The 16,183-nt window shown below is 67.2% G+C and carries 16 protein-coding genes; 10 read left to right on the forward strand and 6 right to left on the reverse strand.

Annotation, left to right across the window (positions count from 1 at the left end):
- Positions 1 to 36: 36 nt before the first annotated feature.
- Positions 37 to 564, forward strand: a complete 528-nt coding sequence (locus ACLJPD_RS06180) for a hypothetical protein (protein ID WP_410870751.1) — start codon at positions 37 to 39, stop codon at positions 562 to 564.
- Positions 565 to 570: 6 nt separating this feature from the next.
- Here ACLJPD_RS06180 and ACLJPD_RS06185 read toward each other — a convergent pair whose 3' ends face one another.
- Positions 571 to 1,569: a GlxA family transcriptional regulator gene (locus tag ACLJPD_RS06185; protein WP_410870752.1), complete on the reverse strand. Its 999-nt coding sequence runs from the start codon at positions 1,567 to 1,569 to the stop codon at positions 571 to 573.
- A 120-nt stretch (positions 1,570 to 1,689) separates the two neighbouring features.
- Between ACLJPD_RS06185 and ACLJPD_RS06190 the strand changes: the two genes are divergently transcribed.
- Complete coding sequence (locus ACLJPD_RS06190) at positions 1,690 to 2,511, forward strand: alpha/beta fold hydrolase (protein ID WP_410870753.1); 822 nt, start codon at positions 1,690 to 1,692, stop codon at positions 2,509 to 2,511.
- Positions 2,512 to 2,546: 35 nt separating this feature from the next.
- Here the strand turns inward: ACLJPD_RS06190 and ACLJPD_RS06195 are convergent, their stop codons facing one another.
- On the reverse strand, positions 2,547 to 3,218 hold the full coding sequence (locus ACLJPD_RS06195) for a TetR/AcrR family transcriptional regulator (RefSeq protein WP_410870754.1): 672 nt from the start codon (positions 3,216 to 3,218) through the stop codon (positions 2,547 to 2,549).
- 216 nt (positions 3,219 to 3,434) lie between these two features.
- On the opposite strand from ACLJPD_RS06195, the gene ACLJPD_RS06200 reads away from it, so the two are divergent.
- From ACLJPD_RS06200 to ACLJPD_RS06215, 4 genes are all read left to right on the forward strand, one after another.
- Complete coding sequence (locus ACLJPD_RS06200) at positions 3,435 to 4,973, forward strand: amino acid permease (RefSeq protein WP_410870755.1); 1,539 nt, start codon at positions 3,435 to 3,437, stop codon at positions 4,971 to 4,973.
- Between the two features lie 84 nt (positions 4,974 to 5,057).
- Positions 5,058 to 5,801, forward strand: a complete 744-nt coding sequence (locus ACLJPD_RS06205) for a DUF1989 domain-containing protein (protein WP_410870756.1) — start codon at positions 5,058 to 5,060, stop codon at positions 5,799 to 5,801.
- On the forward strand, positions 5,798 to 6,412 hold the full coding sequence (locus tag ACLJPD_RS06210) for an urea amidolyase associated protein UAAP2 (RefSeq protein ID WP_410870757.1): 615 nt from the start codon (positions 5,798 to 5,800) through the stop codon (positions 6,410 to 6,412). The genes ACLJPD_RS06205 and ACLJPD_RS06210 overlap by 4 nt, the downstream gene beginning before the upstream one ends.
- A complete protein-coding gene (locus ACLJPD_RS06215) occupies positions 6,409 to 8,514 on the forward strand; it encodes a 5-oxoprolinase/urea amidolyase family protein (protein WP_410870758.1) in 2,106 nt (701 codons plus the stop codon). Before ACLJPD_RS06210 ends, ACLJPD_RS06215 begins: the two co-directional genes overlap by 4 nt.
- A gap of 19 nt (positions 8,515 to 8,533) precedes the next feature.
- On the opposite strand, the gene ACLJPD_RS06220 is transcribed toward ACLJPD_RS06215, so the two are convergent.
- Positions 8,534 to 9,529, reverse strand: a complete 996-nt coding sequence (locus ACLJPD_RS06220; RefSeq protein ID WP_410870759.1) for an NAD(P)-dependent alcohol dehydrogenase — start codon at positions 9,527 to 9,529, stop codon at positions 8,534 to 8,536.
- Between the two features lie 95 nt (positions 9,530 to 9,624).
- On the opposite strand from ACLJPD_RS06220, the gene ACLJPD_RS06225 reads away from it, so the two are divergent.
- The 4 genes from ACLJPD_RS06225 to ACLJPD_RS06240 all read left to right on the forward strand — a co-directional run bounded on the left by ACLJPD_RS06225 (position 9,625) and on the right by ACLJPD_RS06240 (position 14,266).
- Positions 9,625 to 10,266: a TetR/AcrR family transcriptional regulator C-terminal domain-containing protein gene (locus ACLJPD_RS06225; RefSeq protein ID WP_410870760.1), complete on the forward strand. Its 642-nt coding sequence runs from the start codon at positions 9,625 to 9,627 to the stop codon at positions 10,264 to 10,266.
- A gap of 90 nt (positions 10,267 to 10,356) precedes the next feature.
- Positions 10,357 to 12,483, forward strand: a complete 2,127-nt coding sequence (locus ACLJPD_RS06230) for an MMPL family transporter (RefSeq protein ID WP_410870761.1) — start codon at positions 10,357 to 10,359, stop codon at positions 12,481 to 12,483.
- Positions 12,484 to 12,488: 5 nt separating this feature from the next.
- Positions 12,489 to 13,634, forward strand: coding sequence for a sensor histidine kinase (locus ACLJPD_RS06235; RefSeq protein WP_410870762.1), 1,146 nt, complete (start codon positions 12,489 to 12,491; stop codon positions 13,632 to 13,634).
- Positions 13,631 to 14,266 carry a response regulator gene (locus ACLJPD_RS06240; RefSeq protein ID WP_410870763.1) on the forward strand — a complete coding sequence of 212 codons (636 nt, stop codon included), beginning with the start codon at positions 13,631 to 13,633 and terminating at the stop codon, positions 14,264 to 14,266. Before ACLJPD_RS06235 ends, ACLJPD_RS06240 begins: the two co-directional genes overlap by 4 nt.
- Before the next feature lie 13 nt (positions 14,267 to 14,279).
- Here the strand turns inward: ACLJPD_RS06240 and ACLJPD_RS06245 are convergent, their stop codons facing one another.
- Genes ACLJPD_RS06245 through ACLJPD_RS06255 form a run of 3 tightly spaced genes read right to left on the reverse strand, consistent with a single transcriptional unit; the run spans position 14,280 to position 16,088 of the window.
- On the reverse strand, positions 14,280 to 15,431 hold the full coding sequence (locus ACLJPD_RS06245; protein ID WP_410870764.1) for an ATP-grasp domain-containing protein: 1,152 nt from the start codon (positions 15,429 to 15,431) through the stop codon (positions 14,280 to 14,282).
- 40 nt (positions 15,432 to 15,471) lie between these two features.
- Positions 15,472 to 15,870, reverse strand: a complete 399-nt coding sequence (locus ACLJPD_RS06250) for a hypothetical protein (RefSeq protein WP_410870765.1) — start codon at positions 15,868 to 15,870, stop codon at positions 15,472 to 15,474.
- The gene (locus ACLJPD_RS06255; RefSeq protein ID WP_410870766.1) at positions 15,867 to 16,088 is read right to left on the reverse strand and encodes a type II toxin-antitoxin system HicA family toxin; all 222 of its coding nucleotides are present in this window, start codon (positions 16,086 to 16,088) and stop codon (positions 15,867 to 15,869) included. Before ACLJPD_RS06255 ends, ACLJPD_RS06250 begins: the two co-directional genes overlap by 4 nt.
- Positions 16,089 to 16,183 lie beyond the last annotated feature (95 nt).

Raw genomic sequence — 16,183 nt, forward strand, 5'->3', positions numbered from 1 at the left:
TAGGGTGGGCCACGAATCACGGAGAGGGAGGTCCGCATGGCGGTCGTGCGTGCCGGTGTCGTGCCCACTGGTCGGAGCATGTTCTATTGCTTGATCGCAGTCCTGGTCACCACGGGCGTCGTCGGGTTGTTCCTGGCGATGTTCGGGGTGAACCGGGTGATCACCGGATTGCTGGTCGGGGCGATCGGCGGATTCGCGGTGGGTGTCGCGCTGTTCGTCCGTGATGTCATCGAACTGCACGAGCACGCGATCTACGCGCGGACCCCGTTCCGCTCGTCGACCGTGCCGTGGGATCGCGTGGTCGCGGGGCGCTTCACCCTCGACGAGCACGCCCGCTGGGCACTGGCACTCGACCTCACCGGTGAGTCGGCCGACGAGCTCGTGCTGCTGTCGATCCCGCCGGTGATCCGCCCCGTCACCGGCGCCTACGACATGCGCAAACGCGAACAGGTGAGTGAGATCCGGGAGATGTTGCGCGCCAAGCGAATCCCGATCACCGTGCTGCCCGAGATCGCGGGTGCGCTCAACCAGCACTGGCAGATCGCCCCGCCGACCGCCCGCTGAGGCCCGCTACGCACTCGCCTCGGATTCGAACCTGCGCCGGTAGTCCGAGGGCGACACCCCGAGCCGGGCGACGAAGGCCCGGCGCAGTGCCTCGGCACTGGCGAAACCCGCGTCGGCGGCGGCCCGGCTCACCGTATTACCTGCCTCGAGCCCGGCCCGGGCGAGATCGAAGCGCACATTCGCCGCGTACTCGGCCGGACTGAGCCCGGTCTCCTCGGTGAACAGCCGGGTGAGGTGGCGGACGCTCACATTGACGTATCGCGCGAGGTCCCCGACGCTGTGCCGCGCGGCGGGGTCCCGGGCGATCAGGTCGGTGACCGCGCGCACCGGACCGGGTGACAGGGCGACGGCGCGCATGGGTGTCGAGAACTGGGTCTGGCCGCCGGAACGCTGCAGATAGACAAGAAGCCCCTGGGCGACCTGGCGAGCGATGTCGCTGCCCAGATCATCGGCCACCAGCGCGAGCGCGAGGTCGATGCCGGCGGCGACACCCGCCGAGGTCGCGATGTCGTTCTCCTGCACGAAGATTCGATCCGCCTGCACGTCGACCCGGGGATACCGGCGGGCGAGCTCGGCGGCGAACTTCCAGTGTGTGGTCGCGCTTCGACCGTCCAGCAGTCCGAGTTCGGCCAGGACGAAGGCACCGCTGCAGATGGAAACGACCCGACGGCTGCGCGCCGCGAGGACGCGGGCGGCCTCGACGAGATCGGGGCGCACGAATTCGGCGGGTCGCACCTCACTGCCCGGCACCACAAGTGTGTCGAGCGCGGGTGCGTCCGCCACGGCCGTCGTCACAGCAACCCCATGGCCCACCGAGCTGTACACCGGTGCGCCGCTGGGTGAGATCAGCACGATCTCGTAGGCATCGGTGAACTGGTTCGCCTCGACGAATACCTCCGCTGGACCGATGTAGTCGAGCGCTTTCACCCCGTCGAACAGGAGAAACCCGATACGCCGTGTATCACTGGACGCACGGTGGCGTAAACGATTCCGGGGTGTGGACATGCCGATAAATCTAATGCTTGTCCTGAATGGGGGGATCTTCGGCCGTTCCGGTAGGTGACAGCGGACCGGCGCTCGACAACTATGGGCAACCTATCCGTCCGCATCTCCGACAGGAGCGCCATGCCCTACTTCACCACCTCCGACGGCACCGAGATCTACTACTCCGACTGGGGCACCGGTCGACCCGTCGTCTTCAGCCACGGCTGGCCGCTCAGCTCCGACGCGTGGGCGCTGGAGCTCAAGACCTTCGCCGATGCCGGCTATCGCGTCATCGCGCACGACCGCCGCGGACACGGCCGCTCGTCGCAGCCGTGGCAGGGCAACGACATGGACACCTACGCGCGTGATCTCGCCGAGCTGGTCGAATCACTCGACCTGCGCGATGTCGTCGTGGTCGGCCACTCGACCGGCGGTGGCGAAGTCGTTCGCTACGCCGCACAGCACGGCAAGGACCGGGTGGCCAAGGTCGTCACCATCGGCGCGGTGCCGCCGATCATGGTCGCGACCGAAACCAACCCCGACGGCCTGCCGATCGAGGTGTTCGACGGAATTCGCGCCGGTGTGCTGGCCGATCGCTCCAACTTCTACCAGGAGCTCGCACCGTCGTTCTTCGGCTTCAACCGCGAGGGCGCCACGGTCTCGAAGGGCGCGCAGGACGACTTCTGGCGTCAGGGCATGCTCGCGGGGATCCAGGCCGCCTACGAGTGCGTCGCCGCGTTCTCGGCGACCGACTTCACCGAGGACCTGAAGGCGCTCGAGGTGCCGATCTTCATCGCCCACGGTGACGACGACCAGATCGTGCCGATCGCGGGTGCGGCGCTGAAGTCGATCGAGCTCGTCAAGAACGGCACGCTGAAGGTGTACCCGGGTGCGCCGCACGGCGTCTTCGGCGCCTACCAGCAGGAGCTCATCAAGGACGTCCTGGCTTTCATCGAGAGCTGAGAGTCGCGGCGCGGTGCCCTACCGGGTACCGCGCCTCAGGCGGGATCGATCTCGCCCAGCCGTGCGAGCAGCTCCGCAGCCGCTGCCCGCACCGCGTCCATGTCGCCCGGATGGCCGACGATACGCAGCACAGCGTCCGGGATGACGCGCTCGGCCTCGACGGTCGCCGCGTCCTCGTCGTACCTGATCGCGATCACCGTCTCGACCAGACGGAACGGCAGCATCCGCGAGTCGTCGGATTGTCCCGCGGCGGCCGATGATTCGGCGGCCAGTCGCTCGTAGTGCCCGCGCAGCTCGTCACGGCGTCGCCGAAACGCGACGAAACGTTCAGTACGCAGCTCCGGCAGCAGGTACAGCGCACCCAGATTCCAGCGTGCCGTGCGCAATTGGCGCACGTCGAACAGCGCCAGCGCGTAGAGCTGGGTCACCGCGTCGTCGGGTTCGGCCATCATCCGCTGCGCGAATTCCACCGGCCCGGCCACTGTCTCGGCCAGCAGTGCGTCGAGGATGTCGTCCTTGGCGGCGAAGTGGTGGTACAGCGAGGCCTGGCGAATACCGACCGCGTCGGCGACCGCGCGCGTCGAGGTGTTGGCGTACCCCTTGGTGGTGAAAAGCTCCGCCGCCGCGTCGAGGATCTCCGCGCGCGGCGTAGTTCCCTGCCTGCGCCGCTGTTCCAGCCGGGGACGCCCGGGCCCGAGATTCGCCACACGGAGATTCTGTCATCGGGCTACTGCCTGCACCGCAGCGGGCAGCTCACCAGCGAAAACATCCGGCGGTCACATTTCTGTCATTTGACAGAAACTCACGCAACGCAGAAGTTACCGCGGGCCGCCCAGTCGATACACGCACGACACCGTTCGAGCGATCGCGCGCGCAAAACTATCGACTGATAGATATTGGCCGAACCGCTGAAGGACACCGATATGGCCACGACACTCGAATCTCCCGCCGCCCCAACCGAACTCGGCCGCGACAGCGCCGATCTGGCAGCTTTCGGCTACCAGCCGGTCCTGCACCGCAAACTGGGGCGCTACGCGTCCTTCGCGGCAGGTTTCTCGTTCGTCTCCATCCTCACCACGATCTTCCAGTTCTTCGGCTTCGGCTACTCGTTCGGCGGCGCCGCCTTCTTCTGGACCTGGCCGCTCGTGTTCGCCGGCCAGTTCCTGGTCGCGCTGAACTTCGCCGAACTCGCCGCCCGCTACCCGATCTCCGGCTGTATCTATCAGTGGTCGCGTCGCCTGGCGGGCGGGCTGATCGGCTGGTTCGCCGGCTGGATGATGGTGATCGCCCAGGTCGTGACCGCCGCCGCGGCCGCGATCGCGCTGCAGGTGGTGCTGCCCTCGATCTGGAGCGGATTCCAGCTCATCGGCACCGACACCGCCCTCACCTCCCGCGACGGCGCGATGAACGCCGTGCTGCTCGGCAGCGTGTTGCTGGTCGTCACCACCACCATCAATGTGATCGGTATCGACCTGATGTCGAAGATCAACTCGATCGGTGTCACCGTCGAGATCGTCGGCGTGCTGGCGATCATCGCGCTGTTCTTCGTCAACACCGAGCGCGGCCCCGACGTGGTGTTCCAGACCGACCAGGCCTCCCCCGGCCCCTACTGGGCCGCGTTCCTGGTCTCGGGCCTGATGGCCGCGTATGTGATGGTCGGATTCGATTCCGCCGGTGAGCTTTCCGAGGAGACCAAGAACCCGCGCCAGGTCGCTCCCCGCACCATCCTGCTCGCCCTGTCGGTGTCGGCGCTGGGCGGCGGCCTCATGCTGCTGGGTGCCCTGATGGCGGCGCCGAGCCTGTCCGACGGCGAGTTGTCCGCCGGCGGAATGGCTTACGTCATCACCTCGAAGCTGAACAGCCCCGCAGGCTCGATACTCCTGAGCTGCGTAGCGGTCGCGGTCATCGTCTGCACCCTCGCCATCCAGACCGCGGGCTCGCGCCTGCTGTTCTCGATGGCGCGCGACGGCAAACTGCCCTTCGCGAAGGCTCTCTCGACCGTGCACCCACGCTTCGGCACCCCCGTGTGGCCCGCCGTCGTGATCGGCGCCCTCGGCATCGGCCTGCTGGTACTGAACCTGGGTAACCCCGCGATCTTCGCCACCCTGGCCAGCGTCTGCATCGTCAGCCTGTACCTGGCCTACCTACTGGTCACCGTGCCGCTGTTGGTCCGCAGGATCAAGGGCCTGCCCGCCCCCGACGACAAGACCCTGTTCCACCTTGGCCGCTGGGGCATCCCCATCAACGCCCTCGCAGTGGTCTGGGGCATCGCCATGGTCATCAACCTCGCCTGGCCCCGCCCCGAGGTCTACACCCCCGCGGGTGGCAGCTGGTGGCAGCTCTGGGCAGGCCCACTGTCGGTAGCGGTCATCCTCGCCGTCGGTGCCATCGTCTACCGATTGGTGGTCGCAGCCCCGAAGAACGCCGAGCCGGAAGCGGAAATCGCGCCCGCGACAGTCTGATTCGAGTACGCGCGACTGCGCCCGGCTCGCACCAGGAGCCCGACGTCGTCGCGCGTTCGTCAACCCACTCGCCGAGGAGTAACGATGAGTACCCGATCCACCGACGGCGCCCGCGCCCATGCCCGCGCCCAGGCCGCATCGGCCACCATGGCCCGCCCCGAGACCCCACCCGGGGTCGATCCCGCCGAAGTCGTTATCGCACAGCGCATCCCCGCGGGCGGCTACGCGAACATCGTCCTCGGCCGCGGCACGCGTGTGCGACTCGCCGACCCCGCCGGCACCACCTGCGCCCACCTGTTCCTGCTGCGTGCCGAATCACCATGGGAGCGAATGAATGTCGCCGACACCGTGAAAGTGCCGTGGCAGGCGTACCTCAGCGCGGGTCACCCACTGCTCTCCGACCAGGGCAGGGTCCTGGCGACCGTGCTCGCCGACACCTCCGGCCACCACGACACCCTGTGCGGCCCCACCCCCGAAGCCCGCCGCCAACTCCACCTCGCCGCCGCCAAACAGGGCCTCGAACCCCGCGACGTCGGCCCCTCCATCGCGCTGTTCCGCGGCGCCCGCGTCGCACCGAACGGCGCGATCGAGTCGACCGGCAACGGCCACCAGGGCGCCACTGTCGACCTGATCGTCCACCTACCCCTGACCCTCCTGATCGCCAACGCACCCCACCCCCTCGACCCACGCCCCACCGGCGACCTCGACATCATCGCCTGGCCCGCCCCCACCGACCGTGCCACCAACATCGACCCCGAATACCAACGGGCCGTCGACAACACCGAAGAAGCCTGGTCGGCCGCACAGAACACGGAGGTCCGCGCATGACCACCACCCGCACCATCGTCCTCGACGAAACCGTCCCCGCCCAGGCACCGTGGTCGGCCATCATTCGCGCGGGCGATCACCTCGACATCATCGACCTGCACGGCAATCAGGCCGTCGACTGCCTGCTCTACTCCGCCGTCGACCACACCGACCGCTACAGCGCCCAGGCCACCATCGCCGCCCAGCGCAATATCTTCCTCACCACCGGCAGTGTCCTGCTGACCGAGGGCGGCACCCCGTTGATGACGGTCGTCGCCGACGAGGTCGGCAACCACGACACCATCGCGGGCGCCTGCTCCCAGGAATCCAACACCCTTCGCTACGGCCACCACACCCGCCACCAGCACGCCTGCGTGGAGAACTTCCTCACCGCCGCCCTCGAGTGGGGCCTGGGCAAACGCGACCTGGTCTCCAACATCAACTGGTTCATGAACGTCCCCGTCGAGCCCGACGGCACCCTCGGCATCGTCGACGGCCTCTCCGCCCCCGGCAAGAAACTCACCCTGCGCGCCGAGATCGATACCCTCGTCCTGGTCTCCAACTGCCCCCAGATCAACAACCCCTGCAACGGTTTCGACCCCACCCCCGTCCGCATGGTGGTGACCCGATGAGCCTCACCGACACCCGCGTCGACAAGATCTCTTCGAAACTCGGTTCGTTCGCCGTGCCCATCGCGGATACGGCCACCGTGCCGGTCGCGCCGTCGCCTGCTCGGCGCATCGACGTCGTCCGCGCCGGAATGCAGACCACGGTGCAGGACTGGCCCGGCCGAATCGGCTACTGGCACATCGGTGTTCCGCCTTCCGGGCCGATGGACGACCTGTCGTTCCGGCTCGGCAACCGGGTGCTCGGCAACCCGGAAGGCGCGGCAGGGCTCGAGTGCACCCTCGGCGGACCCGCGCTGCGTTTCACCGCGGCGACGTGGGTGTGTGTCACCGGCGCGGTCGCCGAGGTGCGAGTCGACGGTCGCCCGGCCGAGCAATGGCGCACCGTCGAGGTCCCGGCAGGCGGTGTCCTCGATGTCGGCGCGATCCGCGGTCCCGGCATGCGCACCTACATCCTCGTCTCGGGTGGCATCGACGTCGATCAATTCCTCGGCAGCGCCGCCACATTCACCCTCGGCAAGTTCGGCGGCGGCACCGGTGCGGCCCTGCGAGCCGACGACTCGCTCGCCCTCGGCGAGCCGACGACTCGTCTCGCGCCCGCCGTCCCGATGGCCGACATCCCCGCCTTCGGGCGGCGCTGGGAGCTGGCGGTCACCGAGGGCCCGCACGGCGCACCGGAGTTCTTCACCCGCGACGACTTCGACACCATCATCGGTACCGACTACGAGGTGCACTTCAATTCCGACCGCACCGGCGTGCGGCTGATCGGCCCGAAGCCGGAGTGGGCGCGTACCGACGGCGGCGAGGCGGGCCTGCACCCGTCCAACATCCACGACAACGCCTACTCCATCGGCGCACTCGACTTCACCGGCGACACCCCGATCCTGCTCGGTCCCGACGGCCCGAGCCTGGGCGGCTTCGTCTGCCCGGTCACCGTGGTCGCGGCCGAGCGCTGGAAACTCGGTCAGCTCACCCCCGGCGACAAGGTGCGTTTCGTTCCCGTCCGCGCCGACCACGCCGCGCCCGCCGCGGCGCTCGGCGCGAGCAGGCGTGCGTACCTTGGCACGGTGCTCTCGGCCGGCCGTGACGGCGACGACGGAGTACTGCGTCGCGCCGAGGTAGACGACGAGACCGGCGTGACCTACCGCAGGCAGGGCGACGACGGCGTGCTCGTCGAATACGGCACGCTCACTTTGGATCTCGGCCTACGCGCCCGCGTTCATGCCCTGCACCAGCATCTGATCGCCATCGGTGCGCCCGGGGTCATCGAGCTCACCCCGGGCATTCGCTCCCTGCAGATCCGCGTCGATCCCGCCGTCCTGCCGATCACCCAGCTCCTCGCCCTGCTGGCCGAAGCCGAAGCGCACCTGCCGGATTCGGCCGAACTCGTGGTGCCGAGCCGCACCGTGCACCTACCGCTGTCCTGGGACGACCCGTCCACGCGCGAGGCCATCATCCGCTACATGCACGGTGTGCGTCCCGACGCACCGTGGTGCCCGTGGAACATCGAGTTCATCCGCCGCATGAACGGCCTGGCCTCGGTCGACGATGTCTACCGAACCGTGTTCGACGCCGAGTACCTGGTCCTGGGCCTCGGCGACGTCTACCTCGGCGCCCCCGTCGCCACCCCCACCGACCCGCGCCACCGCCTGGTCACCACCAAGTACAACCCGGCCCGCACCTGGACCCCCGAGAACGCGGTCGGCATCGGCGGCGCCTACCTCTGCATCTACGGCATGGAGGGCCCGGGCGGCTACCAGTTCGTCGGGCGCACGACCCAGGTGTGGAACCACCGCGCCCGACCTGCGGGAACCGCAGGACCCGGGGTCGACCGGTTCGCCACCGACGCGGAAACCCCTTGGCTACTGCGGTATTTCGACCGGATCAAATGGCACCCCGTCGAGGCCGACGAACTCCTCGACCTGCGTGCGGATTTCGCCGCGGGCAAGGTGGACGTCACTGCCACCGACGGCGAATTCCGGCTCGCGGACTACCGCGAATTCCTCACCGACAACGCGAGCTCCATCGAGGAATTCCGCGCTGTCCAAGCCGAAGCGTTCGCCGCCGAACGCCAATCCTGGCGCTCGGCAGGCGAACTCGGGGACTGAGCAGCACATCGGCGGGCACTCACGCGATGAGGACGGTCTTGCCCGACGCGTGCCCTTGCTCGAACGCGGCGACGGCGAGTGCCGTGTCGGACAACGCGAACCGCCGCTCGATCACCGGCCGCAATCTCCCGTCGACCGCCAATCCGGCCAGATAGTCCAGGTCGGCGGCAGTGGGTCGCATGAGCAGCGCCTTCAGGGTCTGCCGCGCGAACAGGTCGGTGAGTGCCACCTGACCCAGCCATCGGATCGGGCCGAACCAGTTGTTGCCGGGCGCGGCGGCCGAGGAGATGAAGATGCCGTCCGCGGCCAGCACTCGACGGATCGCCCGCAGTGTGCGGTTGCCTGCCAGGTCGAAGATCACGTCGTAGGGAACCTCCGTGCGGGTGAAGTCGTCGACGGTGTAGTCGATGACGACGTCCGCACCGATGCTCCGCACCATCTCGAGATGCCGGGTGCTGCACACGGCTGTCACGTGCGCGCCGAGCACCTTCGCGAGCTGCACTGCGAAACTGCCGACCCCGCCGGACGCGCCGTTGATCAGCACTCGCTGCCCCGGCCCGACCTTGCCGATATCACGCAGCCCCTGCAGCGCGGTCATTCCCGAATCCGGGATCACCGCGGCATCTTCCATGCTCAACGCGGCGGGCACGACGGCGAACGAGCCTGCGTCGGCGCGGACATATTCGGCGAACGCCCCACTGGACACTTCGCCGAAAATCCGGTCACCAACGCGGAATTCGGTGACACTCCCGCCGACCGCGACCACCTCGCCCGCCAGGTTCTGCCCGATCATTCGGTGCTTGGGCCTGCGCAACCCGAAACCGAGCCGCAGCAGATACGGCGTCCCGGTGAGCAGATGCAGATCCCCACTGCACAGCGACGCCGCCCGCACCCGGACCACCACATCCCGCTCCCCCGGCATCGGCCGCGGCACGACCTCGGTCCGCAACACCTCACCCCTGCCGTATCGGGGCGCAATCCAGGCGGTCATCGAAGCCGTATCCACATCGGTCATGAGAATTGTCCCTCGTCTCGCACTTACAGCGTAAGTCTCTAGTGCGAGACGCTACGCTTACGCCGTAAGTAGGTCAAGGAACAGTCAGGAGTGCCATGCCCCCGCGTACCCCGCTCACCAGGGAGCGTGTCCTGCGCGCCGCCATCGACCTCGCCGACCAGCAGGGCTTGGCCGCCCTGTCCATGCGCAACCTCGCCAAGACCGTCGGCGTGGAAGCGATGTCGCTGTACAACCACGTGGCCAACAAGGACGACCTCTACGACGGCATCATCGACCTGGTGGTCGCGGAGATCTACGTCCCCCGAGCGGGCGCGGACTGGCGAACAGAACTCCGCCGACGAGCCACCTCCGCCCACGAGGTCCTCCTGGCCCACCGCTGGGCCACCGGCCTACTCGGCTCCCGCGTCAACGTCGGCCCCGCCATGCTTCGCTACATCGACGCCACCCTCGGCTGCCTGATCACCGCGGGCTTCACCTACGAACAAGCCGACCGCGCCTGGAACGCCATGGACAGCCACATCTACGGCTTCACCCTCCAAGCCATCAACTTCCCCCTCGACCGGTCCGAATATGCCTCGGCCGCACAACAATTCCTCCCGCTCATTCCCACCGAAACACATCCGCACATGCACGCCCTCGCCGCGCTCGTCATCGCGGGCACCCACTCCGGTGCGGCGGACTTCACCTTCGGCCTCGATCTACTCCTGGACGGGTTGGCCGGGCTGCTCACCCGCTGACAACGCCCGCGGTGTCCACCGATCGGTGGACACGAAGTTCGACCGGTCGATGCTGTCTGCGGCACCGGTCACCCGAGCAGCATTGACGGCATGCGAAATAGATTGGTACCGATCGCCGTTGCGAGTGCGCGCCATCCGTGGCGGGCCATCGTCGGCTGGTTCGTGTTCGTGGCGTTGTGTGTCGGAATCGGCTGCGCAATCGGTGGGAAACCCGCTGCTACCGAGGACTTCTGGATCGGTGAGGCGGGCCGTGGTGAGGCGATCGCGACCTCGGGCGGGCTGCAACAGCAACCGATGGAACGGGTGCTGATCACCGGCGGCGGGCCCGCGGCCGACCGCGCCGGCCAGGAGATCACCGACCGGATGCGGGGCTTGTCCGAAGTCGAATCTGTTGCTGTACCGGTACTTTCATCGGACAACACAGTACTGCGCATCGATGTGACGATGGCAGGGGCGGAACTCGATGCCAAGAAACACGTGGCGCCGCTGCGCGAGCAGACCGATCAGGTGCAACGCGCGTATCCGAACCTCCTGATCGAGCAGACCGGCGGCCCCTCGATCAGCAGCGGGGTCGAGGCCCTGCGTGGGCGCGACCTGGCGAAGACCGAACTGATCGCACTGCCGATCACCCTGCTCACACTGCTCATCGTGTTCCGTTCGGCGGCAATGGCTCTGGTTCCACTGCTGCTGGCCATCTCGTCCATTGTCGCCGCGATCGGCCTGTCGCTGCCCGCCTCACATCTGTTCCCCGACAACGGCGTCGGCACCAACATCATTCTGCTGATCGGGATGGCGGTCGGGGTCGACTACACCCTCTTCTATCTGAAGCGCGCACGTGAGGAACGTGCCCGCGATGGAAGTGCGCTCAGTTCAAGGGCTCTGGTGGAACTGGCCGCCGCGACATCGGGCCGCGCGGTGGTGGTCTCCGGTCTCGCCGTCGCCGTCTCCACCGCGACGATGTACCTCGCCGACGATGTCGTCTTCTCCTCGATCGCGACCGGCGCCATTCTCGTCACCCTGGTCGCGGTGGCCAGCTCGCTCACCGCCCTGCCCGCCCTGCTCACGGTGCTGACCGAGCGCGCCGACCGGCGTGCGGCGCGCAAGCCCGCGAAGCAATCGGGTCCGGGTCGACTCACCGGTTCGCTGCTGCGTCTGACCGCTGCCCGCCCGGCTGCCGCGCTGACCATCTCGGTAGGGATCATGCTCGCGCTCACCGCGCCGCTGTTCGCGCTCGAGCTCACCGACATGGGCCGAAATTCCCACCCGCGCACCATCGCGGCCATGCAAACCTTCGATCGTCTCAATACCGCGTTTCCCGAACTGAAGTCGATGCACCAGGTGGTGGTGGCGGCCGAACCGGCGCAAGCCGACGAGGTGCGGGCCGCGCTGCACGCCTTGGCCGCGCGCGCCGAGTCCGATCCCGCGCTCGCGGGCAACGGCGAGCTGCGCACCTCCCCCGACGCGCGGGTCAACGTGCTGGAACTGCGGGTGCCACACCACGTCAGCGACGGTGCCGCCCAGGAGTCACTCGAACGCCTCCGCACCGAATACCTCCCGGCGACGATCGGCGCACTGACCGGCGTGGACTACGCGGTGACCGGCGATGTCGCCCGCTATGCCGACTACCCGCGTCATCAGGAACAGAAGCTGCCCCTGATCATCGCGACACTGTTGCTGGTGACGTTCGTCCTGACGGTCGTGACGTTCCGGTCGGTAGTGCTCGGTCTGATCAGCGTCGTGCTGAATCTGCTCTCGGCAGGCGCGGCGCTGGGTCTGCTGACCGCGGTCTTCCAGAACACGTGGGCCGAAAGCCTGCTCGATTTCGAATCGACCGGCTCGATCGGCTCCCGCGTTCCGCTGCTGCTGTTCGTGATCCTGTTCGGACTGTCGATGGACTATCAGATTTTCGTGCTCAGCCGCATCAGCGAGCTCGTGCGCGGCGGCATGGCGACCCGCCAGGCGGTGATCGACGGTCTCGGTGGTTCGGCGAGCGCGGTGACCAGTGCCGCGTTCGTCATGGTCACGGTGTTCGCGAGCTTCGTTCCGCTGCACATCATGGAGATGAAGCAGATGGGTTTCGCCCTCGCGGTGGCGGTGCTGCTCGACGCGTTCGTGATCCGGATCGTGATCCTGCCCGCGCTGTTGCTGCTGCTGGGTGATCGCACCTGGTGGCCCGCACGACCCGCCGTCACCGCGGAACCGGCGAAAGTAGGCTGACCGGTATGGAAAAGCAGCCGAGCCGGGTACGGATTCTGCGCCGGTGCTACGCCGGATGCTGGGTGCTGCTCGGGCTCGGCCCACCGGTGATCGCGGTGCACGATCGCGTCGATGCGACGAAGTACTCGACGTGGCTGCTGATCGCGGTGCTGGGGGCCGGTTATATTGCCCTGACGCTGTTTCCGCGTAACCGCGTCATCGGGCCGACCCGCTTCCTCTGCCTGCTGATCCTCGTGCTCGGCGTGACAGCGAGCCTGCTCGACGGCGGCGCGGCATTCTTCATCGTCTCGCTCCCCCTGTTCTGGATCTACACCCCGACCCCGGCGCGCGCGGTGGGCATGACCAGTGCGGCGGCCGCGGCCACGGCCCTCGGGCACCTCACCGGGCCGAACTTCTCCTCGGGCAACGCCATCTTCACCGTGCTCGGCTACGCCGGTGGCGTCCTGCTCGGACTCTGGGCGGACCAGGTGATGAGCCAGAGCACCGAACGCACCCGGATACTCGGCGCCGAGCTGGCACGCACCCAATCGGATCTCGCCGCGGCCCATCAGCGGCAAGGCGCGGCCGAGGAACGCGAACGGATCGCCCGCGACATCCACGACACCCTGGCCCAGGGTTTCGCCTCCATCATCGTGCTGGCCGAAGCCGCCCGCGACGGCATCGGCACCGATCCGTCGGCCGCGGCCAAGCAGCTCAGATCGATCGAACGGACCGCCCGTGAAAACCTCACCGAGGCAAGGGCTCTCTTCGGCGGCATTGCTTCCGACGGCGGCGGAGTCGCCCAGACACTGCGACGGGTCCTCGATCGCTTCGTCGAAGACACCGGGCTCACCGTGCACGCCGAACTGGCGGACATCGTGTGCGACCAACCCGCCCGAATCGGCCTGCTGCGCTGCACGCAGGAATCGCTGGCCAACGTGAGCAAGCACGCGAAGGCGAGCACCGTCGGCGTCGTCCTCTCCCACACCGATGCCGGATTCGAACTCGAAATCACTGACGACGGAATCGGTTTCACGCCACAGCAGGCGCGCGGATTCGGCCTGAACGGGATGCGCAGTCGGCTCGCCGAACTCGGTGGCGAGTTCGCCGTCACCAGTTCGCCCGGCGAGGGCACCCGGATCTTCGCCCTGCTCCCGGCGGAGCTGACGTGACCGCGCCCCTTCGCCTGATCCTGGCCGACGATCACGTCGTGATGCGCGCGGGTCTCGTCGCGTTGTTGCAGGCCGAGCCGTCCGTCCAGATCGTCGGCGAGGCGGCCGACGGAACCGAAGCCATCGACCTCGCCGAACGGCTGTCCCCGGACGTCGCGCTCCTGGATCTACGGATGCCGGTTCTGGACGGCGTGGCCGCGACCCGAGAGATCGTGCGCCGCACCAGTACCCGTGTCCTGATTCTCACCACCTACGACACCGACGTCGACATCGAACGCGCCATCGAAGCGGGCGCCATCGGCTACCTCCTCAAAGACACCACCCGCGATCAACTCGTCGACGCCATCCACTCCACCGCCCGCGGTCGCACGGTCCTGGCACCGCGCGTCGCCGAACGCCTGGTCGCTCGCATCCGCCGACCCGAGACGGTCAACCTGACACCCCGCGAAATCGAGGTCCTGCGCGCGGTCGCCGACGGTCTCTCCAACCCTGAGATCGGCAAACGCCTCGTCATCGCCGAAGCCACCGTCAAAACCCATCTCCTGCGCGTTTTCGCCAAACTCGACGTCAACGACCGCACCCATGCCGTCATTGTCGCCATGAACCGGGGCCTGCTCACCACCGGCGAATGAGCCACGCTCTCGATCAGCCGGGAACCAGATCCGCGCTTCGGCGCACACCGCCCGGAAGTTGACCATCCACCAGCGGAGCGACCTCCATGACCGCTTCGGCCACCGCGAGACAGGCGCCCAGACGCGGCGGTCTGCGCAGTCCCGAATCCCCTTGCAGGAGCAGACGAACCGCGGCCCATGGCATGTTCACATCGGCGAAGGACGTGTGGAACAGACCCGCCGAGGGTCGTGGATTCGCCTCGAGCAGCACCGGTTGTCCACCGCGATAACGCAATTGAACATTCGTCAGATAGGCCAGTTCGAAGTGCCGAACGAGTCGGCGTGCGATGTCGACCGCCGCGGGATCATCGAGCAGCATGCGGAAACGTCCCTGCTTGGCGCGCGAAATACCCACCAGCAGTTCACCTCCCGGAGCCGAGAGACAATCGATACTGATCTCCGGACTTTCGAGGAACGGCATCACGAGCAGCGGCGGCACGAATTCCCCCTCCTCCGCCGCCCGGCGCATCGCGCCCGCGATCGCCGCGACCGAGGCCACCGGTCGTGGTGCGACCCGCAAACTCGCCATGGTCAGCGGACGGTCATCCAGGATGCGAAACCCGAACGCCGAGAACTCACCACTCGGCTTGATACACAGTGTCTCCCCACCCAGCGACAACTCGTCGACGGCCGCGCAGAACTCGTCCGCATCGCGAACCTCCCGCCACGGTGGCACGGGAACCCCTGCCGCACCGGCGATCTCATAGGTGCGCACCTTATCGGTCAGTGCCTTCACCGCCGCCAACGGCGAACACATGAGACTGGTCCCGACCTCGGCGAAGTCCGCCACCCGACCCGCGAGCGCGTCGAGGCGCCGCGGCGGTATGAGCACGTCGATGCGGTGCGTGCGACAGAAGTCGAGCGCGAACTGCGCATACTCCTCGTTGCTCACGTACCGAGGTTCGATCGCCGACACATCACACGCTGAGAGAGCGGCCGCACTCGGATCCACATTGCTGGCATAAATAGTGACCGCGACCCCGTCGGGATTCTCCCGCAGCAACCGCATAACCTGCACGGTCGCCGCCCCCGCACTGCTCAGCCAAATCCGAAGCGCAATAACAACCGCTCCCTTCCTGTTCCCGAAGCGAACCCGGACCCTATCCCGGTTGCGCGTCGAGCACATTTCGAGAACAAAGACCCCACATCACATCGGCACCGCACCCTTACTTCGCGAGCTGGCCGATCCGTTGACGCGCGACGTTCAGCAACGTCGCGACATCGACGTCAGGGACTTCTTCACGGCGTAGTTCCCGAACAAGCGAGCGTTGCTCCTCGTTCAATTCATCAGTGAGGCGCTCGATCTTCGAACGAAGGTCCGAGATGTGCTGAACCCGCCCGCTGACGTCACGTGCATCGCCGAAATCATCGACCACCAGTCGAGTCTCGACATGCGACAGGGGCACATCCAACTTCGCCGCGATGATGGTGCGTGCTTCGTACCCCACATCGGTGAGATGCCTGGCCTGACCACACGGATCATCGCCATAGACGTCAGGAACGGTGATCTCCCACCACCGCCCGACGCGGTTCGCGTGTACGTCGTAGGTGATTGCTGTGCTCATGATTCGTCCTCCTCCGGGCAATCGCACGCCGCGACGGCCTTGTTGATGGTTCGGACCACCCCTGGCGAGATAGTTCGATGTCCATCGGGAACGCTCACGTCGTGCTTGCCTGCACGGCAGCCGTATATCGAGTGACTGCCTGCTCCATCGCGCAGCTTCGACCAGCCCTCCTTCTTCAGGGCTTGCAGGACCTTCCTGGTCGGTTGCTCCGCGATCATTCATCAACGCTACCAAGATAGCACTCACGACAGCAAGGTGGCTAGCATAAAATCCCGCTAGCTAGCTAGCTCCTCAACACTTCGACTGCGAATAC

The sequence above is a fragment of the Nocardia sp. A7 genome (assembly GCF_046549215.1).
In the GTDB taxonomy this organism is placed as follows: domain Bacteria; phylum Actinomycetota; class Actinomycetes; order Mycobacteriales; family Mycobacteriaceae; genus Nocardia.